15 protein-coding genes are annotated in these 20,845 nt (G+C 42.7%); 7 read left to right on the forward strand and 8 right to left on the reverse strand.

The annotated features are described in order from the left end of the window. Window positions 1-611 precede the first annotated feature (611 nt). Complete coding sequence (locus K08M4_RS18540; RefSeq protein WP_086050941.1) at window positions 612-2,567, forward strand: ATP-dependent nuclease; 1,956 nt, start codon at window positions 612-614, stop codon at window positions 2,565-2,567. A 617-nt stretch (window positions 2,568-3,184) separates the two neighbouring features. On the opposite strand, the gene K08M4_RS18545 is transcribed toward K08M4_RS18540, so the two are convergent. The 3 genes from K08M4_RS18545 to K08M4_RS18555 all read right to left on the reverse strand — a co-directional run bounded on the left by K08M4_RS18545 (window position 3,185) and on the right by K08M4_RS18555 (window position 5,521). Further along, the gene (locus tag K08M4_RS18545) at window positions 3,185-4,531 is read right to left on the reverse strand and encodes an ISNCY family transposase (protein WP_157665768.1); all 1,347 of its coding nucleotides are present in this window, start codon (window positions 4,529-4,531) and stop codon (window positions 3,185-3,187) included. Window positions 4,532-4,833: 302 nt separating this feature from the next. Further along, entirely contained in the window at window positions 4,834-5,145 is a 312-nt protein-coding gene (gene yciH / locus K08M4_RS18550; RefSeq protein WP_086050943.1) for a stress response translation initiation inhibitor YciH, read from the reverse strand. A 4-nt stretch (window positions 5,146-5,149) separates the two neighbouring features. Continuing rightward, a complete protein-coding gene (locus tag K08M4_RS18555; RefSeq protein ID WP_086051512.1) occupies window positions 5,150-5,521 on the reverse strand; it encodes a DUF3319 domain-containing protein in 372 nt (123 codons plus the stop codon). 100 nt (window positions 5,522-5,621) lie between these two features. On the opposite strand from K08M4_RS18555, the gene K08M4_RS18560 reads away from it, so the two are divergent. After that, window positions 5,622-6,590, forward strand: coding sequence for a tyrosine-type recombinase/integrase (locus K08M4_RS18560; RefSeq protein WP_086050944.1), 969 nt, complete (start codon window positions 5,622-5,624; stop codon window positions 6,588-6,590). Window positions 6,591-6,795: 205 nt separating this feature from the next. On the opposite strand, the gene K08M4_RS18565 is transcribed toward K08M4_RS18560, so the two are convergent. Both K08M4_RS18565 and K08M4_RS18570 read right to left on the reverse strand, forming a co-directional pair. After that, entirely contained in the window at window positions 6,796-7,791 is a 996-nt protein-coding gene (locus tag K08M4_RS18565; protein ID WP_086050945.1) for a D-alanine--D-alanine ligase, read from the reverse strand. Between the two features lie 179 nt (window positions 7,792-7,970). Continuing rightward, on the reverse strand, window positions 7,971-8,534 hold the full coding sequence (locus K08M4_RS18570; protein ID WP_086050946.1) for an SPOR domain-containing protein: 564 nt from the start codon (window positions 8,532-8,534) through the stop codon (window positions 7,971-7,973). Between the two features lie 219 nt (window positions 8,535-8,753). On the opposite strand from K08M4_RS18570, the gene K08M4_RS18575 reads away from it, so the two are divergent. Continuing rightward, entirely contained in the window at window positions 8,754-11,435 is a 2,682-nt protein-coding gene (locus K08M4_RS18575) for a bifunctional acetate--CoA ligase family protein/GNAT family N-acetyltransferase (RefSeq protein WP_086050947.1), read from the forward strand. On the opposite strand, the gene K08M4_RS18580 is transcribed toward K08M4_RS18575, so the two are convergent. Next, complete coding sequence (locus tag K08M4_RS18580) at window positions 11,427-12,314, reverse strand: LysR family transcriptional regulator (protein WP_086050948.1); 888 nt, start codon at window positions 12,312-12,314, stop codon at window positions 11,427-11,429. The genes K08M4_RS18575 and K08M4_RS18580 overlap by 9 nt on opposite strands. 225 nt (window positions 12,315-12,539) lie before the next feature. On the opposite strand from K08M4_RS18580, the gene K08M4_RS18585 reads away from it, so the two are divergent. Then, entirely contained in the window at window positions 12,540-14,678 is a 2,139-nt protein-coding gene (locus K08M4_RS18585) for a TonB-dependent hemoglobin/transferrin/lactoferrin family receptor (RefSeq protein ID WP_086050949.1), read from the forward strand. A 422-nt stretch (window positions 14,679-15,100) separates the two neighbouring features. On the opposite strand, the gene galE is transcribed toward K08M4_RS18585, so the two are convergent. Continuing rightward, the gene (gene galE / locus K08M4_RS18590; protein ID WP_086050950.1) at window positions 15,101-16,114 is read right to left on the reverse strand and encodes a UDP-glucose 4-epimerase GalE; all 1,014 of its coding nucleotides are present in this window, start codon (window positions 16,112-16,114) and stop codon (window positions 15,101-15,103) included. Between the two features lie 468 nt (window positions 16,115-16,582). On the opposite strand from galE, the gene K08M4_RS18595 reads away from it, so the two are divergent. The 3 genes from K08M4_RS18595 to K08M4_RS18605 all read left to right on the forward strand — a co-directional run bounded on the left by K08M4_RS18595 (window position 16,583) and on the right by K08M4_RS18605 (window position 19,218). Further along, window positions 16,583-17,326: a 5-oxoprolinase subunit PxpA gene (locus tag K08M4_RS18595; protein WP_086050951.1), complete on the forward strand. Its 744-nt coding sequence runs from the start codon at window positions 16,583-16,585 to the stop codon at window positions 17,324-17,326. A gap of 181 nt (window positions 17,327-17,507) precedes the next feature. Then, entirely contained in the window at window positions 17,508-18,275 is a 768-nt protein-coding gene (locus K08M4_RS18600) for a 5-oxoprolinase subunit B family protein (protein ID WP_086050952.1), read from the forward strand. After that, window positions 18,268-19,218, forward strand: coding sequence for a 5-oxoprolinase subunit C family protein (locus K08M4_RS18605; protein ID WP_086050953.1), 951 nt, complete (start codon window positions 18,268-18,270; stop codon window positions 19,216-19,218). The genes K08M4_RS18600 and K08M4_RS18605 overlap by 8 nt, the downstream gene beginning before the upstream one ends. 150 nt (window positions 19,219-19,368) lie before the next feature. Here the strand turns inward: K08M4_RS18605 and K08M4_RS18610 are convergent, their stop codons facing one another. After that, the gene (locus K08M4_RS18610) at window positions 19,369-20,823 is read right to left on the reverse strand and encodes an FAD-dependent oxidoreductase (RefSeq protein WP_086050954.1); all 1,455 of its coding nucleotides are present in this window, start codon (window positions 20,821-20,823) and stop codon (window positions 19,369-19,371) included. Window positions 20,824-20,845 lie beyond the last annotated feature (22 nt).

A 20,845-nucleotide genomic window follows, 5' to 3' on the forward strand; every position in this document is an offset into this window, starting at 1 on the left:
GATTCTATCGAGTATTCACATTCGCACTCGCACTCGCACTCAATAGTTAAAATTGAATTGAAGATTATACAGAAAAGTTAATGATTAAACTGATTTTTAGAACGAATTCTGTACGCATGGCGTTGGTTTTGAATGCTATTCGCTCGACAAGTGTGATTTTTGCGGGGGGAATAATTTAACTGTGTATTTATACAGTTAAATTTAAAGGCGCTCGGTTTGTCGTAATCAGAGTTATGTGTGCGAGTTTTATGGCTTTCTGTGATAACGAGGCACGAGGCCACTGTTTACTGTTCATCAATTAAAGTGGAGGGTAGTTATGTTGCAGTGTCACTTTTTATAAGTGGTATAATAGACATCGTACCTGAGTACAAAAGTGATTGAGGTTCTAGCTTTACTAGAAGGGCACAGGGACTAAGTTCGCTTTCAATTCGGTAATATCCGTTAAGATTCTAGTCGTTATATAGGTCTTTGTTTTGGTCATTTTACAATTAACGTTTGTATTGATAAAACTGTAAGTTATTGTTTATTTGCAATAATATTCTGATTATCTATTGATAGTTTATCAATCCCACCTCATATCTAAGGGTATATCCATCAAAATGTAAGATCTCATGAAAATTGAAAGTATTCGAGTAAAAAACTTCCGCTCATTTAAAGATGAAACAATTTTGTTAGACGACTATAGTTGCTTCGTAGGTTCGAATGGTGCAGGTAAGTCGACGGTAATGAATGCACTTAACGTTTTCTTTCGTCAATTCCGCGATTCTAAAACGGACTTGAGCAAGCTCTCTAAAGAAGATTTCCACCATAAAAATACCCAGTTACCTATTGAAATCACAGTTACTTTCAATTCATTATCAGCAGAAGCGAAATCTGACTTAGCGGATTACGTTAGGCAGGGTAAGCTAATTGTCACAGCAAAAGCTGAATATGACCCAGCTACTGAGCGCGCTGATGTGAAGCAATATGGTAACCGAATGGTTATATCTGGTTTCAGTGCTTGGTTCGATGCAAACAAGCAGAAAGCAAAAGTTCCCGAGCTCAAGGCTATTTATCAAAATTTGAAAAATACGTTTTCAGGCTTGGCTGACGTAAAAACCAAAGGTGATATGGAAGTCGCTCTCCATGACTATGAAGCTAAAAATCCGCAGTTGTGCACTTTGGTTCCAAGTGAGGACCAGTTTTATGGAGCAAGTAAAGGCGCCAATAAAATCGCTCCATACCTAGAGTGGGTTTTTGTTTCGGCATCGAAAGACTTTTCAGAAGAAGCTGAACAAACGAAAGGCTCTGCACTTGATCAACTCTTGAACCGTGTTCTTGGTACAAAAGTAACGTTTAAAGACAAAGTCAGCCAATTGAAAGAAGAGTACAGAGTTTCTTATAAAAAGATGCTCGAAGAAGAGCAACCTGCGCTACAAGAAATATCAGATTCACTAGGAATTAAGCTCAGAAAGTGGTCAAACCCAGACGCAAGTGCTCAAATTGTATGGAATGAAGACCCAGAAAAGTCAGTGAAAATTGAAGAACCTAAAGCTCTGGTGGTGATAAGTGAGAAAGGATTTGAGGGCGAATTATCAAGATTTGGACATGGCATGCAACGTTCCTATCTGCTTAGCGTACTTCAAGAGTTGTCAGACGCTAATACCGCGAAATCACCGACACTAGTAATTGCAGTTGAGGAGCCCGAGCTATACCAACATCCGCCTCAAGCAAGATACTTAGCTCAGCTATTACAAGAATTGGATGATTCCCAAGTAATGGTTTGCACCCACAGCCCGTACTTTATTCCTGTCGAACGTTTTGAGTACTTAAGGGTCGTTCGTGAAGAGGGGGTACCTTGCGAATCAAAAGTCAAAAGCGTCACCTATAAGAAACTATCAGATACCCTACATGGTTCAGGGCAAGTTTTGCTAAGAGAAACTGGGATGTTAGCCAAGCTTTACCCTAACTTAAAGCCAGAAATCAATGAGATGTTCTTTTGTAAGAAACTAATCCTCGTTGAGGGAATTGAAGATGTTGCTTACATTCGTACGTATATAGAGCTGATGGGAAAAACAGATGAATTTAGGCTTGGTGGCTTCCATATAATTCCAGTTGGGGGTAAAAGTGAATTGCTTAAACCAATTGCTTTGGCTAAACATCTTGGTATTGATGTATATGTGGTTTGTGATGCTGACACAAACAAAACAGTAGAAGGTGAAGTGGTTAAGCATAAGAAAGATAACGCATCAATTCTCCATTTGCTAGGTCATGATAAAGCTTTACATTGGTCGGAAGAAACACATCGATTCAGCAATCTGACAATGTGGACACATAATATCACAGTAACAATTGGCCCAGAATTTGGACCAAAATGGAAAGGTTTTGAAGATAAAGCAGCAGCACATTATGGTAACGCAAAAGGATTGAAGAAAAACCCTTTAGCCGTATCTAAAGCTTTGATTGAAGCATGGGATAGCGGCTGCCGTTCACAAGAGTTGCAAAATCTCGTATATCGCATACTTCAACTTGGAACTGAAGTCGAAGTTAAAATGGACAGTGCTATTGAAGAGCCAACAACAGTGTAATGTTTTCGATGTGTTGCAAGCCCGCGAACTGCGAGCCTTTTGTATCTATTCAAATTTATTCTAGACGGTACTAGTACGAACAACTAAGGTACAGACGAAGCAGCTCAATAGTTTTACCAACTAGTAAAAACCTTAAAGTTATCGTCGATAAACTTGAAGATTCTTATTGGGAAGCTTGTTGACGATTGTTCGTAATAAAATTGAACTGGATGATAGAAGCTCAAAACAGAATTCAACGTGTGTCGCCAACAAGAAACACGGTGGCGTGTGTAAAATCTGAAAAAGAAACGACAGCAATGCCCACAAGGTTTACACACAGCGCGGTAAATCATGAGTACAAGAAGATGTAAGACAGACAGAACAAATGTTCGTGTTGATCGACTTTGTTTAAACGAATCATGTAGATGTTGGCCACACATATAATGATTGGGTTAAAAGAGCATTTAGAGAATGCTGGTGAACTCAATATGCTTGAGGCACCAGTTGTATTAAGGGTTTAAGAGGAAACGATGACATTTTAACTTTGGAAAATAGTGACATTACTATCTGGGGCTTACACTCTCTGTCAATCCCATTTTAAAATGTCCTCATTTGTCCCAAATAGAAATGTCCCGTTGTTAGGTCTTTTGACTGGAGGCTTTGAAGGGTTCAGTGAGGACAGGGTTGATGGTTCGAGGGGCGGTTTGTAAGGCTCTTTGTTGTGCACGGCGCTTGGGCGCTTTCTTACTCCGGGTTCGTTGCTGTTGTTGTTCGAATTCTTGTTGTTGTTGCTGAGCAAATTTTAAAACTTGGCCGAGGCGTTTGTTGTCGACGATTTGGGTTTGTTGAACGTGCTCGAGTTTGTCGAAGGTTTTGAATTCGAGTTTTCGATGCCCGTATTGGATGGCGATTTCACCGTTTGGGTAGTCGAGTACCTTCACGGTTTCGTGCGTTAATCGGCTGTTTTCTTCGGTGGGCTCAATGAGGTAAATCACTTTATCGTATTGAAATGTCAGCGATTTTGATAGCTTGCGGCTTTCTTGCCAACTGAAAATATCGTCGAGTTCTTGCTTGGACTCTCGAACCGGGCGATGCATGTCTTTTGGGTATTGAGCGGGCTTAGCAAAGCGGTGGTTAAAATCGGCGATGAAGTAGGGAAGCCAGGTGTTGGCTTGCTCGATGGTGTTGATGCCTTGTAAGCGCATCTCTTTAACCAGCCGGTCTTGCAACGTGAGATTGGCTCGCTCAACACGGCCTTTGGCTTGGGAGCTGTTGGCACAAATGAGTTCTATCGCCAGCTCTTTCAGCACTCGCCCGTATTGGGTTTGGCCAACTTGTTTGTGTTTCTCCTGATTCACTCGAAATATGGAGTGTTTGTCGCTGTAAAATGCGATGGGTTTACCGTGCTCATTGAGGTATTCACGCGTCGCCAACATGTAGTCAAACGCGGATTCCGTTTCGCTGAATCTGAGGTTCATCAAGCGGCCAGTCGCATCGTCAATGAACACCAATAGGCAGCATTTGTCGCTGCGGCCTTCAAACCAGTCATGATGGGAGCCGTCAATTAGGATAAGTTCACCCAAGCAATCACGACGGTAACGTGGCTGATAGACTCGAGGTTTTCGTTGTGCATGTGGAAGCCACAGTCCGTCGGCGATCATCCATTGACGTAAAGTTTCGTTTGATACGGGTAAGTTGTGCAGCTCAGATAATTTTTCTTGAGCGAGTGTTGGTGAAAAGTCGCTGTAGTTTTCGCGGACAAGGCTTAACACCGCGTTTCGATAATCACTGGAATACCTATGGTTGCTAGGCTTACCGCGAGCGCGATGAGCCAATCCGCTTGCGCCGTATTTACGAAGTCGGTTCATCAAACGCCGGATATGACGCGCAGATAGATTCAAAATGACAGCAGCGTCAACTTGGCGTAGTCGTTTTTCACGTACGTCAGTCAGAACCTTAAATCGATAAATATCTTTTTCACTCATAGTAATAAGCATCCGGATAACTCCTAAGCAGACCAATATAGGTAAGCTTAGGAGGACATTTTAAAATGGCTCAAACCGGACATTACTAAATTGCTCTAACAGCCTTAGTGCGTATTATATACGTTATGTTAAATTGTTTTTGGCAATTATAAGGCAGGTGTCTTTATGTCATGCCCTGCCTTTATTTAGTGTTGGTGGTCTCTGGATTATACTGTGTATTTAACCATAATGGCTATTTACCATAAAATACCTAATAACCAGTGATAATAATCTTCGATTTCACCCCTGGTATTAGTTAGAGCTTAACCGCCAGCAAATTTAACTTTGTAGCCTTTCTTTTCAAGATGCGCTTTGAGCTTGTCACGAGCGTCGCCTTGAATCTCGATGTTACCATCTTTTGCTGAGCCGCCACAGCCACATACTTTTTTTAGTTCTGCCGCCATTAACTTTAATGGTGCGTCATCTAGGTCTAAGCCTGTTACGATAGAAACGCCTTTGCCTTTACGGCCTTTGGTTTCTTTTTGGATTCGAACAATACCATCACCTTTAGGGCGCTGGACTTTCTCTTCTTCAGGTTTAATACGACCTGTTTCAGTTGAATATACTAGGCTCATAATTTTACTTCTTTTGCTGTGCTGCTTTTTGTTTTGCGAGTAAGAAAGCCTCTATATGACGCTGGATTGCAATCTTGCCACCTTTGATTAGGCGCCCGTTAAACATGCAATACCAAGCGTTAGGCTCACCGGTATCATTTTTTATTTGGTAACCATGGAAGTTTTCAGTTAAGCCGCCACCAGACGCTCTCGACCTGTTTAACGCTGTGAACTCTTTCGGGTCAATAAGGGTCGCAGTATCAATCCACCAATCAATACTCTTTTTCACAGCAGGTAAATTGCCTTGAATAATGTTGTTTTTTAGCTTGGCACGCCAAACGGTGTTGTTTGCATCCGCTGATTGTAGAGGAACGCCTCGGTAAACTGAATTCGCCATATCCATTGATCATTGTTTTGTTTTCATTACGTTAATCATAAGTATACTTCTAATGATATCAAGCATAATATGGTAAAAACACCTGTTGAGGTACGGTAATTTGAGAAAAAAAGTCCCGATTTTAACCGACTCTGTGACAATTAATTCATTTGTTGAAAAATTAAACAGCCACGCGACAATTGAAATTATAGATGAGTTAACAGGATATCAGTACTCTCGAAACTCCTTGTTGGGTATCTACAGTGATTGGAATCGCTACCACGCGTTTTGTACTAAAAATCGTATCAACACACTCCCTGCATCCATCACTGCTGTTCGGCGTTTTCTTGAGACTGAATCCAGTGAAAGAAAATTCGCGTCTTTGAAACGTTACACTGCAACACTTAGCATGTTACATACTGTGTTTAGCTTTTCCAACCCAATCAAGCATAGGCAAGTTCGCTTTACCCTGCTCCACTTGCAAGCCAGGATGGCTGGTGATGCGAAACAAACCAATGCGATGACATCCACACACCTCACAGAGTTAAACACGTTACTTTCCCATGAGAAATCGAGCTTAAAAGAGATCCGAGATATCGCGATTTATAATGTGATGTTCGAGTGTGCTTTAAAGCGATCAGAACTAAAGACGTTGTTGATGGATAATGTGGATAGCGTTGAGAATGATTACCAGATCACAATAAAAGATTCAGTGTATAGGCTGTCGCGAGTAGCAAGCGCCGCACTTGAACGTTGGTTTTCGTTTACTGGAACACAAGACGAGTTGCCTGTGTTTCGTGCGATAGATAAACATGAAAATATCAGTCTACAACCTTTAGATGATTCGTCGATCTACAGAATATTGAGAAGAGCAAGTGACTTACTTCAATTGGCTGACAACCACCACTTCTCCGGGAACTCTATTCGTGTAGGTGCTGCTCAAGAACTGTCGAAACAAGGCCTTAAAGTGAGAGAAATCCAAGATTTTGGTCGTTGGCTCAGCCCTGCAATGCCTGCGCAATATGTGGGTTATTCGGGTACATCTGAGAGTGAGAAGATGAAGTTTAAAGCACTAATCCCTTGGCAATAAGCTGATGGCCTTGTTCAGAGGCGGCTTGTTTATCTGCAGTTTTTTATAGGCAGGTTTTTTATAGGTAGATTGTAATAAACGACTTGGTCAATCAAACAACTGACTTGAAAAACGAAAAGCTTCCGACTTACATACAAATAGCGCCTTGGCAGGTAAGCTCAAGGCGCTATTATGCTATCTAATGAGTTATTTAAAACTGGATAAACTAAGCAAGGCTCGTTCTCACGCAGTTCTCTAAGAACTGGCTGAATTTGTGGCCATCATGTTCAACCATTTTTGGGAACATGGAAATTGGCGTCATACCTGGGAAGGTATTCACTTCGTTCAGGTAGATCTCATTGTCTTGTGTTAGGAAGAAATCGATACGAGACAAGTGACGAAGCTTCATCTGTGTGAATACCTTGCGGGCGCTGTCTGTAATCAATTCACGTTGTTCATCGGTTAAGTTAGTTGCTTCAACTTCAGTAATTGAGTGGCTGTCTGCACTGTACTTCTCTTCGTAAGAGTAAAATGCGCCATTAGGTGCAATCACCTCGCCTGGCTTACTTATCTGTAGCTCGCCATCGATTTCATAAGCGGCAACTTCTAGCTCTCTTGGCACCACTGATTTCTCAATAAGTACTTGATCAGAAAAGGTAAATGCCTTGTTGATTGCTTCACTTAAATCTTCTACTTGATTGACTTGGTAGCAGCCAACGGAAGATCCCTGACGAGCCGCTTTGACGAACACTTTCCCCCAACTTTCAAAGGCTTGTGTTGCTTGCTCATGAGCTTGTTCAGTGTTATCTGACAAGAACAGATACGGCGTATTTGGGATACCCAGAGCGTCGTACCAAAGTTTTGATGTGATTTTATTGAAGCTGTTGTTGCTTGCTTCAGAACCACAACCTAGGTACGGAATCTTAGCCATTTCAAACAGTGATTGAATGTCACCTGTTTCGCCAGGGAAACCATGAATACAAGGGACAATGAAATCGACTTTAGATTCTAAGTTGTCGCCACGTAAGGTTTGATCGTTAATATCAAGATAAACCAACTCACCAGAATCAAGACACCAGCCTTCGTTTTTAATTTCAACTCTCACAACGTTAAAATCTGCAACGCTATTAAGTTGTTCAAAAAGGTAATTGGCTGAAACGATAGACACTTCATGCTCTGAAGATCCACCGCCGCAAAGTAGAAGGATGTTTGTGGTGTTCATGGGTAAATTCGGTCCTTGAAACTAGGAATACTGACTTCAATGATAAACAAAAGTCGAAATAGGTACAGTGTTTTGAATGCTAAAGTCGTCATCTAAGGAGTGAGCGATTAACTATTAAACAAAACCAACCGTCATAAAACAAAAGAAGGAGCATTTGCTCCTTCTTTATGACTTAAAACTTAGTTTAACTTGTTAAGCGTTGGGTATTCAGAGTTCTTGATGTCATCAATGCTTTTTACGAATGGCTTCAAGTTTTGAAAGCTGGCAGGCAGAGAGGAAATCGCCTTTTTAGCATCTAAGCGTGTCGCGTAGTCACCGTAAAGTACAGTGAACCACTTGGTACCGTTAACCATTTTGTAGTTTTCCCAAATTGGCTGGGAAGTCGTTGGTAGCATTTTCACAAAAGAATCGACTTTGGCTTGGCTGCCAACAGCCACAACTTGAACTGTGTAACCAAAGCGCTGGTTCATGTCTTGTTGCTTCTTGGTTGGAGCTGTGATTGTCGCAACCGGCTTAGCTCTAGTCGTGTGAGTGATTTTTTGTTCTACAGGTGCGGTTCTGACAACGTTAACCACGTTCTCTTCAACAACGGCAGTTTGCTCAGATTGAGATACAACAGGAGCTTCAACTTTAGCCGTTTTGAACTCTTCTTGATAACTATCTGACGTTACGTTGGTAACGTAGTTGTCAGATACACATGCAGCCAAGAGCAGTGGCAAAGTCACAATTGCAAGTTTTTTCATGGAAAGCTCTATATCCTTAATAATAATTACTACTATAAATCATGCCGATACGTCGGTTTAGAATCAAGTTAACTTTAAGATTATACACCATTAGTGGGTGACCTATTTCACAAACTTAATGCAGTGTCTGCTTATTCATCTTAATTCGGTGAATTTGCAATCAACCCGTGAGTGAAAAGTAAGTTACGATGAACTTACGTGCATTGCTAGGATATGTCTATGAATCATCTTGATCCCCTACTTAAACCCCGTTCAATCGCTGTTGTTGGTGCTTCTCAACGAGAAACGCGTGCAGGATATATCGTCATGAACAATTTGTTACACGGGGATTTTAAAGGTGCGGTGATGCCGGTAACACCAAAATACGATTCTGTGGCGGGCGTGCTCTCTTACAAAAACATTCTGTCGCTACCTATTGTTCCTGACCTTGCTATTCTGTGTACCAACGCGACACGCAATGTGACCATTTTTGAAGAGTTAGCCAAGAAAGGCATCGCTTCTGTCATTGTACTCTCCTCCGACATGCAACAGCAAAGTGATAATGGTGAGACGTTTGATGAGAGATGTATTGCAATAGCCAAAGCAAACAATATCCGGGTGCTTGGTTCCAATAGCTTGGGAGTTATTCTTCCGTGGTTAAACTTGAATGCCTCTTTCTCTCCGGTGACGGCGCTGCCAGGTAAAATTGCCTTTGTTTCTCAATCCGCAGCAGTGTGTACCACGATTCTAGATTGGGCGAACGATAAAGAGATCGGCTTCTCTGCGTTTATCTCGATAGGTAATGGCAGTGACATCGAATTCTCGGAGCTGTTGGATTATCTGAGTACCGACTCTCACACCGAAGCAATATTGCTTTATGTCGATAGTATTAAAGATGCGAGGCGCTTTATCTCTGCGGCGCGTGCTGCATCACGGAACCGACGAATTCTGGTACTAAAAGGCGGGCGAACCGCTAAAGGTCGGGCGGCAGCAATGCTACATACTGGCGGTGCCGATACGTTAGATATTATCTATGACTCAGCGATCCGACGCAGCGGCATGTTACGAGTTAAGAACTTACATGAACTGTTTGCAGCGGTAGAGACTCTGACTCATTCAGTGCCATTACGTGGAGAGCGCTTGGCTATTGTGACCAACGGTGGCGGCCCTGCGATCATGGCGGTGGATACCCTTTTTGACCGTGGTGGTAAGCTTGCCGAGTTTTCTGAAGATACGCTAGATAAACTCAATAAGGTTTTGCCATTGAGTTGGTCTCAGAGTAATCCAATCGATATTGTGGGCGATGCCGGTGAGCAACGCTATATCGATACGATAAACATCTTGCTTGATGGTGATGAAGCGGATGCGATTCTTATCATGCACAGCCCTTCTGCGATCGCACATTCAGCTAAAACAGCTGAGCGAATTATTGAAGCCATTAAAAAGCATCCTCGCCATAAGCGATTTAACATCCTAACGAATTGGTCAGGCGAGCTAACAGCAAAGCCAGCACGAAAGTTGTTTACCGAAGCGGGCTTTCCTACCTATCGAACTCCTGAAAGTTCAGTGGTCGCATTCATGCACTTAGTCGAGTACAGACGTAACCAGCGTCAGTTAATGGAAACGCCAACCACGGCAGAAAAAGTCCATATTGAAGATCTAGCAGATGCAAAAAATTGGATAGATCGACAACTACTGGATAAAAACACAGTTAGCCTTGATACCCATCAAAACAGCCAATTTTTTAAGCACTTTAACCTAGATGTATTACCAACTTGGATAGCTTCTGACCCAAGTGAAGCGGTACATATTGCTGAAACGATTGGTTACCCAGTCGCAGTTAAACTACGCTCGCCAGACATTTCACATAAGTCGGACGTGCAAGGAGTCATGCTCAATTTAAGAAACAGCAGTGAAGTTGCGAATGCCGCTCAGGCGATTCTCGATCGATCTCAATTGTCGTTTCCAACCGCTCATATCCATGGATTGTTGATTCAAGGTATGGCCAAGCTCGCGGGCGGCCAAGAGTTGCGTGTTAAGGTCACAACGGACGAAACCTTTGGCCCTATCATTTTACTTGGTCAAGGCGGTTCGGAATGGGACGAATCCATTGACGCTGCTGCAGCCTTTCCACCACTCAATATGACACTGGCACGTTACTTGATCATTCGGGCGATAAAAAGTGGCAAGATTCGTCTGCAAAAACTGCCTAACCCGATTGATATTGAAGGGCTCTCTGAGTTGCTGGTTCGTATATCGCAAATGGTAGTAGATTGCCCTGAAATACATGATTTGGATATCCATCCAGTACTGGCCAACGGTGACAAGTTCACGATACTAGATGCCGATATCATCTTGAAAGCGTACCAAGGCGATCCACAAGAACGTCTTGCGATTCGCCCTTATCCCGTCGAGCTTGAAGAGAATATCGTACTCAAGGACGGCACCGAAGTGTTGCTACGCCCCATTCTTCCTGAAGATGAACCGCTTCATGCTGACTTTATTCATCGTGTATCTAAAGAAGACCTTTACAAACGTTTCTTTAGTGATGTTGGTGAATTCAATCATGAGGCGTTAGCTAACTTTACTCAGATTGACTTTGATAGAGAAATTGCGTTTGTGGTGGTTAGAAAGGAACAAGGTGTGCCCGCAATTATTGGCGTATCGAGAGCGCTGATTAACCCAGAGAACACCGATGCAGAGTTCGCGATTCTGATACGTTCCGATCTGAAAGGTGTCGGATTAGGTCGCATTCTGATGACTAAAGTTATTGACTACTGTCGTTCAAAGCAGACCAAGCAGATGTCGGGCATGACGATGCCAACGAATAGAGGGATGCTGACACTAGCTCAAAAGTTGGGCTTTGAGCTAGATATCAGTTTTGAAGACGGCACTGCAGATATGGTGTTACCGTTACTTTAACGCCCATGTTTTTTTTAGATGTTGAATACACCAAGACTTGGCGTCGCCCATTTTGTTGCGGCGCCAAGCCATGACGATGTCGATAGGCTGTGGTTCGGTACCAGAAATCTGTTGTAGAACGTCAGATTCAATCAGAGGTTTAGCAATACTACTCGGCAAGGTCCCAATCCCTAATCCTGCAGTTAGAGCCTCTACCTTGGCTGGGAAGCTTGTTACGGTCAAACGTGGCTGCTTTTCTAGAATATTGATGCTTAATGCAGGTTGATCTCGAGCGGTATCTGCAATGGCAATAACCCTGTAACTTTCTCTCGCCTTTTGGTTGAACTCACCAGAACGCTTATGAACATAATGTTCTTTTGCCGCAACCCAGACCATTTCCATCTTGCCGATAATGTCACTTTTCATATCATTTGGTATGGTGTCCACCTTTGGGCACACCAATAAATCTGCGCGGCCATCTGAAAGTGATTCCCAACATCCAGCTAGAATTTCTTCTTGTAATCGAACTCGAGTTTTACTTATTTTTCCAAGTTCATCGACTAATGAGAAGAAATTAGCAATCGGAATAATGCCATCAAAGGCAATCGTTAAATCCAACTCCCAGCCATTAGCAAGAATACTCGCGTCATTAACGAGCTGCTCAGTGGCACCAAGAATGATCCTTCCTTGCTCTAATATTAACTGCCCCGCTTCCGTGAAATTTGCACGGTGGCCTGAGCGATCAAAAATCATGATATCTAAGTCTTGTTCAAGCTTCTGGATTTGATAACTCAATGAAGAAGGTGCTCGGTCCATTTCATTAGCCGCTGCCGCGAAACTTCCACGACGATCAATAGCATCTAATATGTGTAAGGCTTCAAGTGTTATTGGACTATGCATAACTTTCCTACTTTGTAAGTGAGATCTAAATCACAAAAAAGAGAAGCATTCACTTGGTGAATGGAACTGAAAAACTCTTTTTAATACATGTGTTTAATGACGATGATTTTTAATTAGTTGATAAAATTGAAAATTATTTAAATGCAAATAATAGTAATTATCATTTAGATCCAATATCATCTTTCGCAAATCAAGATGATATTATGGAACTAAGGTAACTATCAGATGTATAAGCAATCCCTACTCTCTGCTTCAATCGTTTTAGCGCTTTCATCAACATCAGCCTTTGCTGAAGATTATGCCCTATTTGACGAGGTTGTTGTATCAGCAACGCGTACCGAACAAAACAAAGAAGACGTTTCAAGCTCAATTGAATCTGTATCTGCAAAAGATATAGATAATCAAATGTCTAGCGACATAAAGCAAGCTCTTCAATACACGCCAGGAGTAGAAGCTCAAGGCGGTGGGCGTTTTGGTATTTCAGGCTTTAACATCCGCGGTGTTGAAGGTGATCGCGTTAAACTTATGGTTGATGGAGTTCAACAACCTACGCCATATAACCCTGGCGCATCAGAGCAGCGTAAATATTCCAATGCAATCGAAGTCGATACATTAAGCGTTATAGAGGTGAATAAAGGCCCCGCTTCTACGCTTTATGGTTCAGATGCCATTGGTGGTGCAGTACTGCTAAGAACTAAAAATCCAGAGGATATGCTTAGAACTGACGGGGATGAAAACCGTTTTGGCATCAAATCTACTTATACATCAGCAGATGAACAGTTCAAGAACACACTTTCTTGGGCGATGCGTAAAGATAAGTTAGAAACGATCGTTATGGCGACTTACGCTCAAGGCCACGAGACACAGACTCACTCATCAGGAAGCGAAGTTGAAGGTCCAGATCGTGGTGCAGAGAACCCGGCAGATACGGAATTAAGTAATATATTAGCGAAAGCAATCTACAATGTATCAGATTCAAATAAGGTTGGTATTACGGTTGAGCATTACCAACGTCAATATGATGAAGATGAGCTAAACTACAATGGCTATCAGCTTATGCCAGGCTTTGTATATACTGATAATTACAACAAAGACACCAACAAACGTTTTCGTGCAACATTGGAACAACAGCTTAAGCTAAGCTCTTCAATTGCCGACTCTTTAGACTGGTCTCTAAGTTACCAAGACTCAAGCACTCTGAACAAAAACTACGATACAACTCGCTTCAACGGGCGTCGACTTCGTGAACGTGATTCTTCTGATGTAAACATGCAAGTTGATACACAGCTTTCTAAGCTAGTGAATATTGATGGTGCTGATCATGAGTTTACGTATGGTTTCACATATCTCCAAAATGACTTCGAGCTAGAAAACTACGACCATAAGTTTGACCGAGGCACTGTGGCACCGGGTAGCACTGGTATCCCTGATGCAAAAATCACGCAATGGGGTGTATTTGTTCAAGACCAAGCATTTTTCATGGAAGATAAGTTGATTGTAACTGGTGGCCTTCGTTATGACTCATTTGTTGCTGACCCATCAACAGATGAAGGTTACAAGACTCAGTATGAGAAGAATAAAGATGACGCCATCACAGCTAAGTTAGGTTCAGTTTACCACATCAATGACAACCTATCGGTATTTGGTCAAGTTGGACAAGGGTTTAAAGCACCTTCAGTTTACGACCTCTACTACTTCTATACTCGAGGTGCGATCATTGAAGCCAACCCTAACTTGAAAGCCGAAAGAAGTATCTCTTACGAACTTGGCCTTCGTGGCAATAATGAACATGCTCGCTTTGAACTAAGCACTTTCTACACAGATTACTCAGATTTCATTAACCAGACGAAAACGGGCAAACAAGGCGGTAAAGATGTATACACCAAAGAGAACTTAGATAAGGTAACTATCTATGGTGCAGAGCTCTCGTCAACGATTAATCTTGACACCCTGTTAGACGCACCATTTGGTACCTACACTCGTTTAGCGGTCGCTTATGCTGATGGTGAAGATAAATCTACGGGTAAATCCATTGATTCTGTAGCACCACTAACGGGTACGCTAGGTCTTGGCATCGAACGAGATACATTCGGTTCTGCTTTAAATGTTAAGATGGTTGCCGCGAAAGATGAGTGGAACTCTGATGACAACGTAAACGTGGCTGGATACACCGTTGTTGATTTGACAGCTTATTACCGCCCTGTCACGGATTTAACCTTGCGAGCGGGTCTATTCAACGCATTAGACAAAAAATATTGGTTGTACAATGACATGTCAGGCCGCGGGCACGATTCTAAGTTCAACACCGATATCAAGTCTCAACCGGGTCGTAACTGGGGTATATCTGCAAACTACGAATTCTAACTGGTTAGAGATCTAGTTCGTTGTAGAGCTAAGTTTATTGAAGACCTAGATTATTAAGGATCTAGGTCTATCCAGAATAAAGCCATATAAAAATACGGTAGAAACTAAAAAGCCAGCTTATTATAAGCTGACTTTTGTTATTTCACTAAAAGTTGTATCAAAAAGGGGTAAAGTGAAATTATTTCTCTGCCATTTCTTTCTTAACCATTACTGCAGCAGCAATGATGAAAGTGATGATTAGGCCTAGTTCCATGATTAACTCCAAAGAAAATTAACATTAAACATATAATTCGCGAGCATGATAACAACAACCGATACAGAATGATACTTTTTAACCACCAAATCACTTTTTATTCGATTTAGATCAAAAAAGATGCCCGAAAGCATCTTTTTGTACGTTAACCATTCAGGGAAGCAATCAATCAGCCAGGGAAACCATCAGGGTTTGTTGACTGCCAGCGCCATGTGTCTTCAGTCATTTCAGCCAGTGTGCGTGTCGCATTCCACCCCAGTTCTTTCTGAGCTTTCGCTGGATCGGCCCAACACTCAGCGATATCACCCGGACGACGTTCAACAAGTTTGTAAGGAATCGCTTGACCGCTTGCTTGTTCGAAGGCTTTAACCATATCTAATACACTTGAACCGTTGCCAGTACCTAGGTTATAGACATGAAGACCGTCTTTACGCCCTACTTTCTCGAGTGCTGCGATGTGGCCATCAGACAGATCCATCACGTGGATGTAATCACGAACACCAGTGCCATCTTTTGTTGGGTAATCGCTACCAAATACAGATAGGAATTCACGTCGACCTACTGCAACTTGAGATACAAATGGCATTAAGTTGTTTGGAATACCTTGTGGATCTTCACCGAGTTCACCACTTGGATGTGAACCTACTGGGTTGAAGTAACGCAACAGTGTAATGCTCCAATCTGGGTTAGCCTTTTGGAAGTCAGTTAAGCACTCTTCAACCATGAGCTTACTGCGACCGTAAGGGTTAGTCGCACTTGTTGGAAAATCTTCTGTGATAGGAACACTAGCAGGATCGCCATAAACCGTTGCTGAAGAGCTGAATACTAAGGTTGTTACACCAGCATCACGCATTGCATCGACAAGCACTAACGTACCGTTTACGTTGTTGTCATAGTATTCAAGAGGTTTAGCAACAGATTCGCCAACCGCTTTCAGGCCCGCAAAATGAATAACGGCTTCAATATTGTGTTGCTTCATGGTTTCAGTTAAAAGCGCTTTATCACGAATATCACCTTCAATGAAATCAGGACGAACGCCAGATACTTTTTCGATACGTTCTAAAACGCTTAGTTTACTGTTGTATAAGTTATCGAAAAGCACAGGTGTCATACCTGCGTTTATCATCTGGATACTTGTGTGGCTACCGATGTAACCCATGCCACCTGTAACTAAAACATTCATGTTTAGCCGACCTTTTAATCAAAACACTTAAGCTAATGCTTATTATACAACAGCTTAAGGTAAGTCGACAAACTCTGAGGTGATAAACTTTCATTAGAGAATGAAAACTGACCTTTTCCTATGTGTTTTACTTGGTGTTTTCCCTATCGCCAACCTTCAGAGCGACATCAATGTCGCCATATGATTCATCGCCCTATGATTGCTCCTTAAACTGGACCAAAAATAGATGGAAAGCTGTTTGTCGCTCGCTTCTTTTTCAATTATCTTTAACCATAGTTTCTATACGTTATTGATGAAAGGAAGCATTTTTCACAATCCATACTTTAGCGGGTTTGATACATGTAGTGACCTTATAGTGAATGCAGTTTTTGGTGTCGGAAATTTGAGTTAGGTCACTGTTTATTTATGGTATTTATAAGACCGTCATTACTCAACTCAACTCAACTCAACGTAAAGGATTAGCACCACGTGACAACGAAGATTTTGCTTAATTGCGACATGGGAGAAAGTTTCGGCAATTGGAAGATGGGCGATGATGAATCGGTCATGGAATGGGTCGATATGGCAAACATCGCTTGTGGCTTTCACGCGTCTGATCCGCACGTTATGTCCCAAACCATAAAACTGGCGCAGCACTATCACACCCAAATCGGTGCTCACCCCGGTTATCAAGATTTAGTTGGGTTTGGTCGCCGTTCTATTCCTCATACTATGGACGAGATCAGTGAACTGGTGTGCTATCAAGTTGGTGCATTACAAGCGCTTTGCCGCTATCACCACACCTCTGTTGGCTATGTGAAACCTCATGGCGCCCTTTACAACGATATGATGGCGAACATTGATGTGTTTAATGCCGTTGCCCAAGCCGTCGCTGAATTTAACATCCCCTTAATGATCCTTTCTTCATCAGACAATCAGCAGTATTTAGATATTGCTGATGATCATGACCTGCCACTCTTGTTTGAAGCGTTTGCCGACCGAGCATACTTGAATAATGGGCAGTTATCGCCACGAACTCAAAAAGGCTCGGTTTACGTTAATCAGGACGACATCTACAACCAAGTCATGCAAATTATTAACTACGGTTCGGTCACGACCATTGAAGGTGAAAGACTGCCTATTGAAGCCGATACCATCTGTGTTCATGGTGATAATCCCCAATCCATCGCATTAATTAGAAAAATCAGACAAGACCTCAACGCTTTTAATTAGTCTGAAGCCTGCGATTTGTATCACGCATGGCCTAACCACTTGCCTTACGCGCACCTAACCAATTGCTCGTAAGGTCTAATTGCTTTGTATTGGCTTGGACACGGAAGTGAGACACGCCAAATAAGTAAACAAAAGGCAAGTAAGCTAGTAAAAGGCAAGCAAACAAAAGTATGGAAACGAAATGACGACGAATCAAATTGAATTCAATATAGCGCCAGTCGCGGAATGCAGCGTTTTGGTCACCTTGACGCTATCGCCTTCAAATAGTCAATCTAACAGCGAATATGCGCAGTACATGGCTCATCTTTCCAATGCCATTCGCCAAAACTTGGCATCTATATTGATGAATGTGACACCGGCTTACCACACCATTCTGGTTGACTACTTACCTTATCGAATTTCCGAAAAGCAACTCATCGAACAACTCAACACCTTATTGAGTCATGCTATTTCGTCCTTATCTAGTGTTAGTTACACTCGTGACACTATCGACCTTCCCGCTTATTACTCACCAGAAACGGCTCTCGACTTAGGCCGATATCAAGCAAAAGGCATCTCGCTAGATGAGATCATTCAACATCACACCTCACAAACATACAGCGTCAGTGCGATTGGATTTACGCCTGGCTTTGCGTTTATGTCTGACGTGGTCAATGAGCTTGCTTTGCCTCGTCATTCAACCCCACGCTTAAGTGTACCGAAAGGCAGTATCGCCATCGCTGATACGAAAACAGCGGTGTACCCTTCGGACTCACCGGGCGGTTGGAATATTATTGGCAATTGTCCGCTTCCATTGTTCGATCACAGCCAATTGAAGAACGCTGATACCACGCAAACGCCGCTGTCTCTGCTTAATGTCGGTGACAGTGTGCGTTTCAAAGCGATATCAAAACAAGAATTTGAGGAACTTAGGTTTATGGAGATGAGTGGAGGTGTCACTAATGGCTAAGACAAAAGCTAAACCAACGCTGACAGTCATTAAGCCCGGCCCGTTGAGCTTGATTCAAGACTTCGGACGATTTGGTGTCGCTCACCTCGGGTTGACACAAGGCGGTCCTGTTGATGATTACTCATATAGCTGGGCCAATCACCTGCTCGGAAACCCAGTCAACCAAGCGGCGTTGGAAATCACGCTTGGGCAATGTGCGTTACGAATCGATTTTGATTGTGAGATGGCATTATGTGGTGGCGATTTACAAGCGAAGCTCGATGGCAAACCACAGTCTAACTGGGGTACTTTTCAAGCTTTCGCAGGGCAAGTTCTCTCATTTGGTTTACCTAAAAATGGTCTAAGGGCGTATTTAGCCGTTAAGGGTGGCTTCGATGTACCATCAACTCTTGATAGCTGTTCTACGGTGACTCGTGAAAAGATTGGTGGATTAACGCAAGATGGAGAGCCATGCCAGCAAGGGCAACAAATTGCGTTTACCCAACATAAACTCTCTCACCCGTTTAAAGCGTTGAGTGTCACCTTCCGATACACGCCTGATTACAATCTACCAGTGAACTTACGAGTGATTGAAGGCTATCAAAGCGAGCTGTTCTCAGAGTCAGCAAAAGCGACTTTGTATAACGCAAAGTATCACGTTGACCAAAATTCAAATCGCATGGGTTATCGACTGAGTGGTGAATCGGTTGATTCACCTGATATTTCGCTATTGTCAGAAGGTATTGCCTTAGGTGCGATTCAAATCCCCCAAGATGGGCGACCTATCGTGTTGCTTAATGACAGACAAACTATTGGTGGCTATCCAAAGGTTGGATGTGTCGCCAGAATCGATTTACCGCGCTTAGCACAAGCCAAACCTGGGCATGCAGTCTCGTTTAGTAAAGGCGATCGCTTAGGATTACAAGAAGTGTGGTGCCAATGGGCTCAGTTTTTCGGCTATTGATACGCCCCTGTAGATAGAATCCACTTTAATACCAATCGTAGTAAATAACTGGTCACCCTAGCTTGTTAAAAATCCAACTTACTGTTTGCAGTAAGTTGGATTTTTTTGTTACGCCATCATGATTTAGACGCTAGGTGAATCAGCGCAACTTTAAGCGTGATCTTGGCCTGATACCTTTGCAAGTGCTTCTGGGTATCCACGTTCTTGTGTCAAATCTATCGCTCTATTTTCAATATCACTTGGATTAAGTGACATTGTCACTGAGTGCGTATCTTCAACCGATACCGGCTCTGCCACATCAAACCAATGCTCAGCGACCTTTTGTGCAGCCTCTAGGGTTGAAGAAGCTTTCACTACTTCAAGTCGAGCATAGCGATCACCACAGAACGAAACGTCTGAAGCTCTTAAGCTCGGATCGGTTCCCGGAATCTGTTGTGCACCAAACAAAGGCTTGCCACCTACCAATGCAGAGCTGAAACTTGGGATGAACTGAGACATATGCGTTATCGCTGCGCGAGTTCTTAGTTCAAGCTGCTCTTCACTCCAACCTGATACGATTTTCTTAAGAAGCTTAGAAGGCAGTTGAGGCTGTGATGAATCTGTTGATGAAGAAACAAGCCCACCCTCAAACAGAGTAATCCCTTCTGTCATGCCGTGAAGTTGGAACACACCATCAGCGTACGGCGTTAATTGGGCCATACCTTGTGGTGTGCCTCTTGGGCCATGGAAGATAACCTCAGGCCACTCTTCCTTACATTCTTGTGAATACGGCCACTGCGTAACGTATGCGGCTTTGAACTCAACCAGTCTTTGTTGTTTAGAGCCGACAAAGTCATCCACGATGCCCGTTTCAAAGCCACTTGCATTAATCAAGTAGTCGGTCGTTAGGTGACAGCTTTGGTTTTCGGCATCGGTATAAGTCAAAGACCAGCCTTGCTCTAACGATTCAACAGATTGCAATCGGCTGTTGGTTAACACGGTACAATTAGACTGTTGCCCCAAAGAGAGTTGAGCGGTTGCAGAAAGTCGAAATACACTCCAGCCATACTCTTGAACCATAGCAACAGGATACTTAAGGGTTTCTAGATCCGTATGTTTAGCGAAAGGAATACACCAATCATCAAGCGATGTTGGTTTTAGAGGCTGTGTTTGGGTGGCAAGTGTTAATAACTCTTCTTTGCTGTACAGCTTGTAATACTCTTCCGGCTTACCAAGCACTTGGTTACTTTTATCTTGATTAACAAGTTCAGCATAAGCGTCCTTGATTATCTTTAGACGCGGAAGTAGATCCAACGGCTCTCCACCATCACTGTGTGGAACAGCGATAACTGTCGGACGAATATTGATCGTGTGGGGAAACAAGCGGACGGTATCAATTGACTGCGTGAGCAACTGAAGACACTGCTCTACAGAAATATCTCGATACAAATTGCCGCCAGCGTGCAGGTGGCAAATTGGTGGACCATTAACCAAACTCGGCCCTTTTTCCAAGATAGTAACCTTAAAACCCAACTCACTAAAGTGAATCGCGCTTGTTGTTCCGGCAATACCACCACCAACAATGGCAATAGAAGGCTGATTTGTATCCGTTTTGTTGTGGTTCATCGTGTTCTGTAGAATAAGATTA

Source organism: Vibrio syngnathi (assembly GCF_002119525.1).
GTDB lineage: Bacteria > Pseudomonadota > Gammaproteobacteria > Enterobacterales > Vibrionaceae > Vibrio > Vibrio syngnathi.

What these genes read in the sequence shown, in the direction of transcription:
- K08M4_RS18540 (WP_086050941.1), top strand. Translation starts at nt 612, where the DNA reads ATGAAAATTGAAAGTATTCGAGTAAAAAACTTCCGCTCATTTAAAGAT.
- K08M4_RS18545 (WP_157665768.1), bottom strand. Translation starts at nt 4,531, where the DNA reads ATGAGTGAAAAAGATATTTATCGATTTAAGGTTCTGACTGACGTACGT.
- yciH (WP_086050943.1), bottom strand. Translation starts at nt 5,145, where the DNA reads ATGAGCCTAGTATATTCAACTGAAACAGGTCGTATTAAACCTGAAGAA.
- K08M4_RS18555 (WP_086051512.1), bottom strand. Translation starts at nt 5,521, where the DNA reads ATGGCGAATTCAGTTTACCGAGGCGTTCCTCTACAATCAGCGGATGCA.
- K08M4_RS18565 (WP_086050945.1), bottom strand. Translation starts at nt 7,791, where the DNA reads ATGAACACCACAAACATCCTTCTACTTTGCGGCGGTGGATCTTCAGAG.
- K08M4_RS18570 (WP_086050946.1), bottom strand. Translation starts at nt 8,534, where the DNA reads ATGAAAAAACTTGCAATTGTGACTTTGCCACTGCTCTTGGCTGCATGT.
- K08M4_RS18575 (WP_086050947.1), top strand. Translation starts at nt 8,754, where the DNA reads ATGAATCATCTTGATCCCCTACTTAAACCCCGTTCAATCGCTGTTGTT.
- K08M4_RS18580 (WP_086050948.1), bottom strand. Translation starts at nt 12,314, where the DNA reads ATGCATAGTCCAATAACACTTGAAGCCTTACACATATTAGATGCTATT.
- K08M4_RS18585 (WP_086050949.1), top strand. Translation starts at nt 12,540, where the DNA reads ATGTATAAGCAATCCCTACTCTCTGCTTCAATCGTTTTAGCGCTTTCA.
- galE (WP_086050950.1), bottom strand. Translation starts at nt 16,114, where the DNA reads ATGAATGTTTTAGTTACAGGTGGCATGGGTTACATCGGTAGCCACACA.
- K08M4_RS18600 (WP_086050952.1), top strand. Translation starts at nt 17,508, where the DNA reads ATGACGACGAATCAAATTGAATTCAATATAGCGCCAGTCGCGGAATGC.
- K08M4_RS18605 (WP_086050953.1), top strand. Translation starts at nt 18,268, where the DNA reads ATGGCTAAGACAAAAGCTAAACCAACGCTGACAGTCATTAAGCCCGGC.
- K08M4_RS18610 (WP_086050954.1), bottom strand. Translation starts at nt 20,823, where the DNA reads ATGAACCACAACAAAACGGATACAAATCAGCCTTCTATTGCCATTGTT.